The sequence below is a fragment of the Bacillus sp. FSL L8-0654 genome, from assembly GCF_038629965.1.
GTDB lineage: Bacteria > Bacillota > Bacilli > Bacillales > Bacillaceae > Bacillus > Bacillus safensis.
The window spans coordinates 3,708,678-3,721,745 of sequence record NZ_CP152026.1 but is presented as its reverse complement, the minus strand read 5'-3'; the positions used below and the strand labels follow the sequence as shown (position 1 = coordinate 3,721,745).

General features: G+C 42.2%; 15 protein-coding genes. 13 read left to right on the top strand and 2 right to left on the bottom strand.

Features of this window, described 5'->3' with window-relative positions; all coding sequences use genetic code 11:
• The first annotated feature begins 180 nt into the window (after window positions 1-180).
• The 10 genes from MHH65_RS19155 (at window position 181) to wrbA (ending at window position 8,091) form a co-directional block, all read left to right on the top strand.
• Window positions 181-387: a DUF951 domain-containing protein gene (locus MHH65_RS19155; protein WP_008347561.1), complete on the top strand. Its 207-nt coding sequence runs from the start codon at window positions 181-183 to the stop codon at window positions 385-387.
• Between the two features lie 216 nt (window positions 388-603).
• The gene (gene ychF, locus MHH65_RS19150; RefSeq protein ID WP_024424059.1) at window positions 604-1,704 is read left to right on the top strand and encodes a redox-regulated ATPase YchF; all 1,101 of its coding nucleotides are present in this window, start codon (window positions 604-606) and stop codon (window positions 1,702-1,704) included.
• A gap of 108 nt (window positions 1,705-1,812) precedes the next feature.
• Window positions 1,813-2,100 carry a 30S ribosomal protein S6 gene (gene rpsF / locus MHH65_RS19145; RefSeq protein ID WP_024424058.1) on the top strand — a complete coding sequence of 96 codons (288 nt, stop codon included), beginning with the start codon at window positions 1,813-1,815 and terminating at the stop codon, window positions 2,098-2,100.
• A 36-nt stretch (window positions 2,101-2,136) separates the two neighbouring features.
• Window positions 2,137-2,679, top strand: coding sequence for a single-stranded DNA-binding protein SsbA (ssbA, locus tag MHH65_RS19140; RefSeq protein WP_007497456.1), 543 nt, complete (start codon window positions 2,137-2,139; stop codon window positions 2,677-2,679).
• Between the two features lie 40 nt (window positions 2,680-2,719).
• On the top strand, window positions 2,720-2,959 hold the full coding sequence (gene rpsR, locus MHH65_RS19135; RefSeq protein WP_008359105.1) for a 30S ribosomal protein S18: 240 nt from the start codon (window positions 2,720-2,722) through the stop codon (window positions 2,957-2,959).
• Between the two features lie 202 nt (window positions 2,960-3,161).
• A complete protein-coding gene (locus MHH65_RS19130) occupies window positions 3,162-4,127 on the top strand; it encodes an ABC transporter ATP-binding protein (protein WP_268414043.1) in 966 nt (321 codons plus the stop codon).
• A complete protein-coding gene (gene opuFB / locus MHH65_RS19125; protein WP_075621353.1) occupies window positions 4,120-5,637 on the top strand; it encodes an osmoprotectant update ABC transporter permease/substrate-binding subunit OpuFB in 1,518 nt (505 codons plus the stop codon). The genes MHH65_RS19130 and opuFB overlap by 8 nt, the downstream gene beginning before the upstream one ends.
• A 190-nt stretch (window positions 5,638-5,827) precedes the next feature.
• Window positions 5,828-6,799: a ring-cleaving dioxygenase gene (locus MHH65_RS19120; RefSeq protein ID WP_268414045.1), complete on the top strand. Its 972-nt coding sequence runs from the start codon at window positions 5,828-5,830 to the stop codon at window positions 6,797-6,799.
• The gene (locus tag MHH65_RS19115; protein WP_041105858.1) at window positions 6,796-7,404 is read left to right on the top strand and encodes an alpha/beta hydrolase; all 609 of its coding nucleotides are present in this window, start codon (window positions 6,796-6,798) and stop codon (window positions 7,402-7,404) included. Before MHH65_RS19120 ends, MHH65_RS19115 begins: the two co-directional genes overlap by 4 nt.
• A gap of 72 nt (window positions 7,405-7,476) precedes the next feature.
• Window positions 7,477-8,091 carry an NAD(P)H:quinone oxidoreductase gene (gene wrbA, locus MHH65_RS19110; protein ID WP_034283654.1) on the top strand — a complete coding sequence of 205 codons (615 nt, stop codon included), beginning with the start codon at window positions 7,477-7,479 and terminating at the stop codon, window positions 8,089-8,091.
• Window positions 8,092-8,140: 49 nt separating this feature from the next.
• On the opposite strand, the gene katX is transcribed toward wrbA, so the two are convergent.
• Window positions 8,141-9,730 carry a catalase KatX gene (katX, locus tag MHH65_RS19105; protein WP_268414048.1) on the bottom strand — a complete coding sequence of 530 codons (1,590 nt, stop codon included), beginning with the start codon at window positions 9,728-9,730 and terminating at the stop codon, window positions 8,141-8,143.
• Window positions 9,731-9,835: 105 nt separating this feature from the next.
• Between katX and MHH65_RS19100 the strand changes: the two genes are divergently transcribed.
• From MHH65_RS19100 to MHH65_RS19090, 3 genes are all read left to right on the top strand, one after another.
• Window positions 9,836-10,495 (top strand): aspartate/glutamate racemase family protein, encoded by a 660-nt coding sequence (locus MHH65_RS19100; protein WP_268414050.1) that lies wholly within the window; start codon window positions 9,836-9,838, stop codon window positions 10,493-10,495.
• Between the two features lie 149 nt (window positions 10,496-10,644).
• Window positions 10,645-11,139: an RNA polymerase sigma factor gene (locus MHH65_RS19095; protein ID WP_251232315.1), complete on the top strand. Its 495-nt coding sequence runs from the start codon at window positions 10,645-10,647 to the stop codon at window positions 11,137-11,139.
• Window positions 11,140-11,997 (top strand): DUF3298 and DUF4163 domain-containing protein, encoded by an 858-nt coding sequence (locus tag MHH65_RS19090; RefSeq protein ID WP_041105852.1) that lies wholly within the window; start codon window positions 11,140-11,142, stop codon window positions 11,995-11,997.
• Window positions 11,998-12,052: 55 nt separating this feature from the next.
• Here the strand turns inward: MHH65_RS19090 and MHH65_RS19085 are convergent, their stop codons facing one another.
• The gene (locus tag MHH65_RS19085) at window positions 12,053-12,979 is read right to left on the bottom strand and encodes a manganese-dependent inorganic pyrophosphatase (RefSeq protein ID WP_024424048.1); all 927 of its coding nucleotides are present in this window, start codon (window positions 12,977-12,979) and stop codon (window positions 12,053-12,055) included.
• Window positions 12,980-13,068: the final 89 nt, after the last annotated feature.

The following is a 13,068-nucleotide window of genomic DNA, read 5'->3' as shown; positions in this document are numbered from 1 at the left end:
AAAAAAAACGGAGTTTAAGTAACTATTGGTCACAAATAAAATGATCTAAAAGAAGGGTTTTTTCTCTAAAAAAGAATAGGATGAACGATTGAAAGAGGCTCTTGGTTTTGTGCATTGCCCTTCATCACCGTTTTTTTGTACAATAGATTCAATGAAGTGAGCAAGGAGAGGTGAAGGCTGATGGCAGACAAAGCGTTTGGGTTACATGATGTTGTAGAAATGAAAAAGCCCCATCCATGTGGTGCCAATCGGTGGAAGGTCATTCGTTTGGGCATGGATATCCGTATTAAATGTGAAGGCTGCGGACACAGCGTGATGATCCCAAGAAGAGATTTTGAACGAAAAATGAAGAAAATTCTCGTCAAGCATGAGGAGCCAACTGCTTAAGTAGGCCTCATGCTTTTTTCATTAAATTTGTCTTTTCTAAAACAAAGCCAGGTGCAATTTCTCGTTTTGAAGCATTGATTTATTCTTTTTGACGATGTTTCTTCTATTGAAAATGCATGATGGTTAGCTTGTCTTTTCATGTAAACCTACTTATAATTGCTCTAGGTTCATATTACGCAGTATAACGAGCACGTTTGATATAGAGGAGATGAAAGAATGGCTTTAACAGCTGGTATTGTTGGCTTACCTAACGTCGGGAAGTCAACGCTATTTAATGCAATTACACAGGCTGGAGCGGAGTCTGCTAACTATCCGTTTTGTACCATTGATCCAAACGTCGGAATTGTAGAAGTTCCTGACGAGCGTTTACAAAAGCTAACAGAATTGGTGCAGCCGAAAAAGACAGTTCCCACTGCTTTCGAATTCACTGATATTGCGGGTATTGTCAAAGGTGCATCTAAAGGTGAAGGTTTAGGGAATAAATTCCTTTCTCATATTCGTCAAGTAGATGCGATTTGTCACGTGGTCAGAGCTTTTGCAGACGATAACATTACACACGTAGCTGGTAAGGTTGATCCTGTAGCAGATATTGAAACGATTAATCTAGAATTAATTTTGGCTGATTTAGAAACAGTTGAAAAGCGTTTAGCTCGTGTGAGTAAGCTCGCAAAACAAAAGGACAAGGAAGCAGTAGCTGAATTTGAGATTTTGTCGAAGCTAATGAACGCATTTGAAGCTGGGAAATCGGCAAGATCTGTAGAATTTACAGATGAACAGCAAAAGCTTGTGAAACAGCTTCATTTACTCACATCTAAACCAGTTCTTTATGTAGCAAATGTGAGTGAGGATGAAGTAGCGGATCATGAGGGCAACGAATATGTGCAGCAAATCCGTGAGTTTGCTTCTGGTGAAAACGCTGAAGTCATCGTCGTTTGTGCAAAGATCGAGTCTGAAATTGCAGAGCTTGAAGGAGAAGAGAAGCAAATGTTCCTTGAAGAGCTTGGTATTAATGAGTCAGGGCTTGATCAGCTAATTAGAGCATCTTATTCACTTCTAGGATTAGCTACGTATTTCACAGCAGGTGAGCAAGAGGTACGTGCTTGGACATTTAAAAAAGGAATGAAAGCGCCAGAATGTGCTGGAATCATTCACACAGACTTCGAGCGTGGATTTATTCGTGCTGAAACGGTTGCGTATGAGGATTTACTAGCTGGCGGAAGCATGTCTGCTGCTAAAGAAGCAGGAAAAGTTCGTCTAGAAGGTAAAGAATATGTAGTGAAAGATGGAGACGTCATTCATTTCCGTTTTAATGTATAGGTTCTTGTCATAGGCCAAGTGATTTGTTATAATATACAATTGTGAGTAATATAATTTATTGCTCCTTGCCCGTTTAGGGCCGCTTAGACCAAAAGGAGGTGCAATCAGATGAGAAAGTACGAAGTTATGTACATCATCCGCCCAACAGTTGACGATGAGGCTAAAAAAGCAGTTATCGAGCGTTTCAATAACGTGTTAACTTCTAACGGTGCGGAGATCACTGGAACAAAGGATTGGGGTAAACGTCGTCTTGCATACGAAATCAACGATTTCCGTGACGGTTTCTACCAAATCGTAAACGTTCAATCTGACGCTGCAGCAGTTCAAGAATTTGACCGCTTAGCTAAGATCAGTGACGATATCATTCGCCACATTGTTGTTAAAGAAGAAGTATAAATCATTGAAATATATATTTAAAGGTGGTCTTTCAATATGCTAAACCGTGTTGTATTGGTCGGAAGACTAACAAAAGACCCTGAGCTTCGCTACACGCCTAATGGTGCGGCTGTAGCCACGTTTACTCTAGCTGTGAATCGTACGTTTACGAATCAATCTGGAGAGCGTGAAGCCGATTTCATTAACTGTGTTACTTGGAGAAGACAAGCCGAGAACGTGGCTAATTTCTTGAAAAAAGGAAGTCTTGCCGGTGTAGACGGTCGTTTGCAGACAAGAAACTATGAAAATCAGCAAGGACAGCGTGTCTTCGTGACAGAGGTTCAAGCTGAAAGTGTTCAATTTCTTGAGCCTAAGAGCGGCGGTGCTGGTTCAGGTGGATACAGCGGCGGTGGCAATAGCGGAGGCCAGTATTATGGCGGTAGCCAAAACGATCAGAATCCATTTGGAAATGAACCAAGTCAAAATCCATATGGCAATCAAAACAACCAAAATCGTAATCAGGGAAATAGCTTTAATGATGACCCATTTGCGAACGATGGTAAACCGATTGACATCTCCGATGATGATTTGCCATTCTAATTGATCTGAAAAAATGACTAAAGGAAAGGTGTGAAAACAAATGGCAGGTGGACGCAGAGGCGGTCGTGCGAAACGTCGTAAAGTATGTTTCTTTACTTCTAACGGTATCACGCACATCGATTACAAAGATGTTGATCTTCTTAGAAAGTTTGTTTCTGAGCGTGGTAAAATTTTACCTCGTCGTGTAACAGGAACTAGCGCTAAGTATCAACGTAAATTGACTTTAGCGATCAAAAGATCACGTCAAATGGCATTACTTCCATACGTTACTGGTGAGTAAGTCGTTGACTTAAAAAGCGGAGAGCCCCGGGCTCTTCGCTTTTTTTATTTTCCTCACTGTGAATCTCATCTATTTTGCTAGGGTTGTTTCTGACAGTCAACCGAGGGGAAGTATGTAAAAGTGACAGTTTATTCTATACAAATATGAGGTTGATCTGTCATATTGGTAGTCTAGAAAATAATTGCAGTCAGGGCGTGGGAAGATGATTGAATTTAAAAAGGTATCAATGCAATTTTCTGATGAGCGCTATGCCGTTCAATCCGTTGATTTGGAGATTCAGAAAGGTGAGTTTTTTGTATTGATTGGACCTAGTGGCAGCGGGAAAACGACAACATTGAAAATGATCAATCGTCTCATTTCTTCTACAGAAGGTGAGATTTACATAAAGGGTCAAAAAATAAGTGATTATGATATGTATGAGCTGCGCTGGGATATCGGTTATGTTTTGCAGCAAATTGCGCTTTTTCCTCATATGACCATAGAAGAAAATATTGCTGTGGTGCCAGAGCTTAAACAGTGGAGCCGGAATGAGACCAATCAGCGTGTCGATGAACTCATGTTGATGGTCGGGCTTGATCCTGCTATGTATCGACATCGAAAGCCAGCAGAGCTCTCTGGTGGACAGCAGCAGCGTGTCGGTGTGGCACGTGCACTTGCAGCTGATCCTGAGATTGTCCTGATGGATGAACCTTTCAGTGCGTTAGATCCACTAACGAGGGAGAAATTGCAGGATGATCTGCTTGATTTGCAGCGCCGTATACAAAAAACCATTGTTTTTGTGACGCATGATATGCAGGAAGCTATGAAGCTTGGTGATCGGATTTGTGTGATGAATGAAGGAAAAGTAGTGCAGATCGGACGTCCTGAGGAATTGGTTCAACATCCAGCCAATGCCTTTGTACAGGAGTTTGTTTCAGGGGCTGCCCGCCATGTGGGACATCGAGCTTTTGAGCTGGAAACCTTGGCACAACCGATGGCCCACGAAGCTCTTTTACCCTATGAGACGGTCTCAGCAGATGCCGCACTGGATGAAGTCTTGTCTCAATTAGCAAAGCACGAGGAATTGGCTGTTGAAAAGAATGGAGAGCGGATTGGACTAGTGAATCGTCAAGCAGTGATTCAGTATTTAGCTGATTCTCCTAAAGAGAGGGGCGAGTCACATGAATGATTGGACCCGTGTGTTATGGGAACGCAAAGAACAATTGGGACATGCCTTACTTGAGCATATTCAAATTTCTTTTATTGCTTTATTTTTAGCGATTTTGATTGCTATTCCATTAGGTATCTATTTAACGAGGGTTCCAAAGCTAGCGGAGTGGGTCATCGGGGTGACGGCCGTCTTACAAACGATTCCGTCGCTCGCACTTCTTGGCTTGTTGATTCCTCTCGTGGGGATTGGGCAAGTACCTGCGATTATTGCGCTTGTGGTCTATGCCCTACTCCCTATTTTAAGAAATACATATACAGGCATTCAGGAGGTTGATCCTTCTCTGAGAGAAGCGGCGCTTGCTATGGGGATGAATCATCGCAAACGGTTATTAAAGGTGGAGCTTCCTCTTGCTATGCCAGTCATCATGGCTGGTATTCGAACTGGGATGGTACTCATTGTGGGGACCGCCACTCTGGCAGCACTGATCGGGGCTGGGGGATTAGGAAGCTTAATCTTGCTGGGAATTGATCGAAATGATATGTCGCTCATTGTCATTGGCGCGATACCAGCTGCCTTACTCGCTCTATTATTTGATGTGGTGCTGCGTACCTTTGAGAAAATTTCCTTTAAAAAGACTGTGATCTCTGTGACTGTTTTTGCTCTGATTGCAGGAGCAGTTGTCGCTGCCCCCGTGCTGTTTCAGCAAGAAAAGAAAGAAATCACCATTGGCGGGAAGTTAGGATCAGAGCCTGAGATTTTGATCTCGATGTATAAGCTTTTAATTGAACAGGATACAGATATTCAAGTGAACCTGAAGCCCGGTCTTGGTAAGACGTCCTTTGTTTTCCAGGCTTTACGCTCTGGTGATATTGATATTTATCCTGAGTTTACGGGTACAGCAATTTCTGAATTCCTCAAAGAAACAGCAAAAAGCACAGATAAAAGAAAAGTGTATGAGCAAGCGCGGCGTGGATTGGAATCGTCCTTTCAGCTCCGCCTTCTTGAGCCCATGGCATACAACAATACGTATGCTTTAGCCGTGCCGCAGTCACTGGCTGATCAATATGAGGTGACCAATATTTCAGATCTAGGGAAGATCAAAAACCGTATAAAAGCTGGATTTACCTTAGAGTTTTCTGATCGTCAGGATGGGTATCGAGGTATTCAAAAAGCTTATCAATTTTCCTTTGACGATGTTGTGACGATGGAGCCGAAGCTTCGGTATCGAGCGATTCAAAAAGGAGATATCAATTTAGTCGATGCGTATTCGACAGACAGTGAATTGAGACAATACAAATTAAAGGTGCTTAATGATGATCAGCATGTTTTCCCGCCATATCAAGGAGCACCGCTGCTCAGGCAGGAGACATTAACTGAATTCCCTGAGATTGAGACCTCTCTCAATAAGCTTGCGGGTCAAATCACAGACGATGAGATGAGAGAAATGAATTATGAAGTCAATGTGAAGGGAAAGGATGCATTTCAGGTAGCGAAGGCCTATTTAAAAAAGAAAAAGTTGCTGCAATAAACAAGGGAAAGCAGGGCTGTTTATGCAAAACAGCTCTGCCTTTTTAAAAGAAAAACAAAAATCATTGACATTTACTTAAAAACATCATATCCTTAATTCGAGATAAATATATTTTTTTGATCTAATATCTCGAATTCGAGATAATATAAAGACGTCAGTAAAGACATAATGAATAGAGGCTTATTACTTCATGATTAGGAGGTCATTAGAAGTGAAAAAAACAGAAGGAATTCACCATATTACAGCTATTGTCGGTCATCCTCAGGAGAACGTTGATTTTTATGCAGGTGTTTTAGGACTTCGTCTCGTGAAGAAGACCGTGAATTTTGATGATCCGGGCACATACCATTTATATTTTGGAAATGAAGGCGGCTCTCCAGGGACAATTATTACGTTTTTCCCTTGGCCGGGGGCGCAAAAAGGTCAAATTGGTGCAGGGCAAGTGGGCGTGACGACATATGTCGTACCGACAGGCTCTTTCTCTTTCTGGAAGGATCGTCTTGAGCAGTTTAATGTCTCTTATGAAACGGTTGAACGTTTTGGTGAAGCTTTTCTCTCATTTGAAGATCCACACGGCTTATTGATTGAGCTGGTAGAGCGTGCGGAAGGAAAGCAAAACGAGTGGACATTTAATGGTGTCACACCAGATGTAGCCATTAAAGGATTTGGCGGAGCTGTTTTATTAACATCACAGCCGGAGCAAACGATGCAGCTGCTAGAGCAAACGATGGGACTTGAACGAGTCGGCGAAGAAGGAGACTATGTGAGATTCCGTTCGTTTGGTGAAATAGGCAATGTGATTGATGTGAACATTACGCCTGTTCCACGAGGACGTATGGGTGTTGGGGTTGTGCACCATATTGCATGGAGAGCAACAGATGATCAGGATCAATTAGATTGGCAAAGACATATTGCACAAAGCGGGTATCAAGTGACACCTGTGCAAGATCGAAATTATTTTAATGCTATTTATTTTAGAGAGCTTGGCGGCATATTATTTGAGATCGCTACTGATCCTCCAGGGTTTGCACACGATGAATCAGTGGAAACAATGGGTGAAGCATTGAAACTGCCACCGCAATATGAGGCGCAGCGCCGTCAGATTGAACAAATTGTACTGCCAATTGAAGTGAGAGAAGTTAAAGGGAAAGGAGATTCATGATGAAGCATCTTTTTCGAAAAGGAAAGAATGAACAAAGACCTGTCCTGTTATTACTGCATGGAACTGGCGGGACGGAAGAAGATTTATTGCCGCTTGCACATATAGTAGATCCTGATGCATCTGTTCTTAGTGTGAGAGGGAATGTATTAGAAAACGGCATGCCGCGTTTTTTCAGACGTTTGGCAGAGGGTGTATTTGATGAACAGGATTTGATTGAACGTACTGAGGAACTATATACATTTATCGGCGAAGCAGCTGATGAATATGGATTTGATCGTCACAATGTGGTAGCTATCGGATATTCCAATGGGGCAAACATTGCTGGAAGCTTGTTATTCCATTATGGGGATGCCCTAAAAGGCGCCATCCTGCATCATCCAATGGTTCCAAGACGCGGAGTTTCATTGCCTTCATTAGCGGGGAAACAAGTCTTTATAGCAGCAGGTGAAAATGACCCAATGTGCCGTCCAGAGGAATCACAGGAGCTGGAGCAATTGCTGCAGGGTGCAGGTGCATCGGTTACACTTCATTGGGAAAATCGCGGACATCAGCTAACAAGAGAAGAAGTCGATGCTGCGGCTTTATGGTATCGTCGTCAATTTTAAATAAGGTGGGGAATACAGGTGGGATTTTTACAGAAGCTTTTTGGGCAAAACAAACAAAAGGAGCTGGAACAAATGGAAAACGTAAAATTAGCGATTATTTATTATAGTTCAACAGGTACAAACTATCAGATGGCGAAATGGGCTGAAGCGGGAGCAAAAGAAGCTGGCGCAGAGGTCAAAGTATTAAAGGTTGCTGAATTGGCACCAGAAGCAGTTGTCGCTTCAAATCCAGCATGGAAAGCACATTTAGACGAAACAAAGGATGTGCCAGAGGTTCAATTAAGTGATTTAGAGTGGGCAGATGCCATCATCTTTAGCATGCCGACACGTTTCGGTAACCTGCCAGCTCAAATGAAGCAGTTCTTAGATACAACAGGCGGCTTGTGGTTCCAAGGTAAATTGGCAAACAAAGCAGTCAGCGCGATGACTTCAGCTCAAAACGCAAATGGCGGACAGGAGCAGACGGTTCTCAGCCTATATACGACGATGTTCCACTGGGGAGCCATTATTGCCGCTCCTGGATACACAGATGATTCCTTATACGGTGCAGGGGGCAACCCTTATGGCGTAAGTGTCACTGTTGACCAAAATGGAAAAATCCAAGAGGATGCAGAAGCAGCTGTGAAACATCAGGCAAAACGTACAGTCAATGTGGCAGAATGGATCAAAAAAGGTCAAAACGCTTAATAGATGTATAAAAAAAGAATGCAGCCTCGCCGCTGCATTCTTTTTTTCATTAATAAGGATCTGATGGTGTGCTGTTGTTGATGGCTTCGTCCACGGCTTCGGCAGCGCCTGTAGAGCCGATAGGTCCGCTTGGCTGCTCTTGTTTAAAGGCTTTTAAGCCGTCAGCAACACGCTTTCCGTAATCAGGGTCTGCTTTTGTAAAGTTTTCGATCATTTGGTCTTGAATGTCCTTTTGACATGTTGCAAGGGTATTGACTAAGTTCTTAATCAGTTCCTCACGCTCCCAATCATTAAAACGGCGATATGTTTCTCCCGCTTGTCCAAAGTTGTTCGGGCGGTCAATGGCTTCCCGTTTGACTTCACCTTCTACAAAAGGCGTATGATCCTTTCCATCCTGTTTGGCTTCTTTTAATCCTCCGAGGATCGATGGCTCATAATTCACATGGGGATTTTGGCCTTTGCCTTGATCGACATGGTATTCCATTTGCCCGTCTCTCTGATTGGTGGCGACATGCTTTTTCGGTGCATTGATCGGCAGCTGTAAATAGTTTGGCCCTACACGATATCGCTGCGTGTCAGAGTAGGAGAAGGTACGGCCTTGTAGCAATTTATCATCTGAGAAGTCCAAACCGTCTACGAGTACACCAGTCCCAAAGGCAACCTGCTCGACTTCTGCGAAATAGTTTTCTGGATTTTTGTTTAATACCATCCGTCCGATTGGTTTCCATGGATAGTCATCTTTGTACCAAAGTTTTGTCGGGTCTAGCGGGTCAAAGTCGAGGTGAGGGTGGGCATCATCTTCCATGATCTGTGCATATACCTCCCATTCAGGATAATCTCCTTGCTCAATGGCTTCATATAAATCCTGTGTGGCATGGTTAAAATTTTCTCCCTGAATCGCTTGCGCCTGTTCTTGGGTCAGGTTGCGAATGCCTTGTTTCGGTTCAAAATGATATTTAACCAGCACCGCTTTTCCTTCATGGTTGACCCATTTGTACGCATGGACACCTGAGCCTTGCATGTGCCGGTATGTAGCTGGGATGCCCCATGGTGAAAAGAGAAATGTCACCATATGCGTCGCCTCAGGTGATTGTGAGACAAAATCAAAAATACGCTCGCCGTCCTGACGATTGGTGACAGGATCAGGCTTAAAGGCATGAACCAAATCAGGGAACTTTAAAGCATCTCGAATAAAGAAAATTTTCAGGTTGTTCCCTACGAGATCCCAGTTGCCTTCCTCTGTATAAAATTTAATCGCAAACCCTCTCGGATCGCGTAATGTTTCTGGCGAATGACCGCCGTGAATCACAGAAGAAAAACGAACGAAAACAGGTGTCTTTTTCCCTTTTTCCTGAAACAATTTTGCCCTCGTATAGGTGGAGATGGGTTCATCCCCGAATGTGCCGTATGCTTCAAAATAACCGTGAGCTCCGGCACCGCGTGCGTGTACAACACGTTCAGGGATGCGTTCACGATCAAAATGACTGATTTTTTCTAGGAAATCGTAGTTTTCAAGCGTAGTGGGTCCTCTATTCCCAACAGTTCTCATATTTTGATTATCTGTTACGGGATGACCTTGCCGATTCGTTAAGGTTTCTTCTGACTCTGAAGATGATTTAGGCTGTTGATCTTCTTTCAATTAGAATCCCTCCTTTAATATCTCCCTAACAATATGGTCATGTTGCTCCCTATTTCATACAAGGATTGATATAATGATTGAAAACTTTCACGAGGAGCGAGCCTGATGATTCGATTACACTGCCTTCACGCCCATCCATCCAATCAGTCATATATAGAAGATGCTTTTGGTGAGACAGATGTTGATTTGCATCACACGGTCGATTCATCATTTATAGAACGCGCGACACAAGATCCTGCATTTGATCAACACCAGCAGCAAACGTATGCTATCAACAGATTAAAGCAAGAAAGTGAAGCCGATCTCATTCTGCTCACGTGTACACAATACATTGCCGCTTTGGGTGATCAGCAGCACCTCTTTAAACAACCGATTGTTCCGATCGATGAACCGTTATTTGAGCTGATTTGTGAGAAACAAAGGCCTCTTCAACTGGTGTTTTCCAACCCAGATACAGTGGAAGGGACGATGCATCGGCTTGAATCATATGCCACAGAGCGGGGCAAACAGCTTGAAGTAGAAATGGTTGTGATGGAGGATGTCTTTCATCTCTGCCTAAACGGTGATATGCAAGCCTATGATGAACAAATCAAGGAGCAGCTGAGAAAATGTATGAAGCAAAAAGGGAGAGACATTTGTGTGATGCAGCTTTCGATGGTTCGTGCGGCAAAGCAGGTGGAGCGGGAGACAGGCGTTCCTATTATTCATCCGCTTTCTCCACTAAAACAGTTTGTCCATCAAACACTATCCGCTTGGAAAGAGTGAACCCATCTGGTTCGCTCTTTTTGTATAGGAACGTAAATGCGTTGACATGTTAAAAAAATAACTGAGCGCAAACTATTTTCAAAAGGCGCGCGTCTATCCAATGTAAGAAATAACAGATGCGCATTTAAGATAAAGGAGCTCTTTGTAAAATGAAGAAACGAAAAATAGATGATCAATTTGCGGATTACGTCATGGAGCATAAACACAGTTTTTATCGGTTGTCCTATAGTTATGTCAAAAACCCAGAAGATGCTATGGATATTGTTCAGGAGGCCATTCATAAAGCACTCAAATCTGTTCACCGATTAGAGGATGCGAGCAAGATGCATAGCTGGTTTTATAAGATCGTGGTGAACACTGCCCTAGACTTTTTACGAAAGAAGAAGCGGGTGCAGGTGACAGATGATGATACGCTTGAATTCTTATCACAGGGAGAATCAGATGTATACGAGGATCAAGACGTCAAACGGGCTATAGAGGATTTGCCTGAGATGTATCGAGTCATCATTATTTTGAGATTCTTTGAAGATTTAAAATTAGAGGACATCGCCCAGATTCTCGATGAAAATGAAAACACCATTAAAACAAGATTATATAAGGCGCTGCGGCTTTTAAAAGTAGAATTATCACAGGAGGAAATTTAAATGGATAAGTATTTGGAACATTTAAAAGATGAATATTTAGAAATCCCTATTCCACCGGAATATGATGCGATGGTTGAACGAACGTTAAAAAGAAAAAATAAAAAACCTCATTTTCAGCAATGGACCATCGGACTTGTTGCGGCTGCTGCTCTTTTTGTTACAACGGTTAATGTCAGTCCACAGGCAGCAAGAGCGATTTCAGAGGTACCTGTCATTGGCGAGCTGGTGAAAGTCGTGACGTTTACAGAATTTAAAAAGAGCGATCAAGGAACGAATATTGATCTTAAAACACCACACGTTTCAGGACTTGGGGACGGAACATTACAAGACAGCCTGAATCAAAAATATTTAGCTGAAAACAAAAAGCTGTATCAAGATTTTGAAAAGGAAACAAAGGGTTATAAAAATGGTCATTTAAGTGTTGAGAGCGGTTATGAAGTGAGAACGAACAATGATCAAATCCTTTCACTAGGCCGATACAAGGTGACGACTCAGGCTTCTGCGGCAGAGGAAATGACATATGATACGGTTGATAAGAAAAACCATGTCCTCATTACATTACCAAGCCTGTTTAAAGATGATCGTTATATTGATGTGATTAGTGAAAATATTAAAGAACAAATGAAGAAACAGATGAAAGAGGATTCAAACAAAATGTATTGGATTGGCAAGCAAGATATGGCGGATCCATTTAAGAAAATTAAGCCGGATCAAAACTTCTATATCAATTCAAAAGGGAAGCTTGTGATTTCCTTTAATGAATATGATGTCGCGCCTGGCTACATGGGTGTTGTTGAATTCACGATTCCAACAAGCGTGCTAAAGGATATTCTCGTGAGTGATACGTACATTCATTAAAAAGAAGACAGACAAAAAAGACTGCTGAACAATTCAGCAGTCTTGTCGTGTTTTATTAAGAAAGTGCGTCTGTCAGTGCAGGTACGACTTGTTTCTTTCTTGATACAACACCTTTTAGTAAAGCTGTGTTGTTTTCAAGCGTGACGTTAAATGCTTTTTCTACTTTTGCTGCTTCAGCACCGAGTGCAAGAGCAAGGGAGTCATTTTCCAAAATGTCTGTGATGACTAAAACAAATAGATCAAGACCTTTTGCTGCAATGACTTCATTGATTTTCGCTTCAATGTCAGCCTGTCTTGCTGTCACTTCAGCAATATCTACTGTATTGACTTGTGCAATTTCGACTTTGCTTTTGCCTAGTGCGAATTCTTTTGCATCAAGTGTAATTAATTCTTGAACCGTTTTTTGGCTTAGATCAGCGCCTGCTTTGAGCATATCTAGGCCGTAAACTTCTGGATCTACCCCTGCGATTTTTGCAAGCTCATGTGCAGCATCAATATCTTGCTGTGTGCATGTTGGGGATTTGAATAATAAGGAATCAGAAATGATCGCAGATAAAAGCAAACCAGCGATTTCTTTTTCAATCGTCACTTGGTTTTCTTTATACATTTTGTTTAAGATCGTTGCTGTACAGCCTACAGGCTCTGCACGATAGTAAAGAGGTTCACTTGTTTCAAAGTTGGCAATACGGTGGTGGTCAATGACCTCAGTTACTTGTACTTGATCAATATCGCTTACACTTTGCTGGAATTCGTTATGATCGACAAGAATGACTTGCTTTGTTTCATTTGCAGCCGTTTCAATGAAACGAGGTGCTTCTTGTTTAAAGAAATCTAATGCGTATTGTGTTTCTCCATTGATTTCTCCAAGTCTGACGGCTTCTGCCTGAACGCCGATTTTGTTTTTCAGATCAGCGTAAGCAATAGCAGAACAAATCGTGTCTGTGTCAGGATTTTTGTGTCCGAATACGAGTGTTTTTCCCATGTGAATTCTCCTTCTTACATTTATTGATGATGTTTCTATTCTAACAGCTTTTGACCTTGAATTCAGGGTTTATAGCTAAGAATAATCTA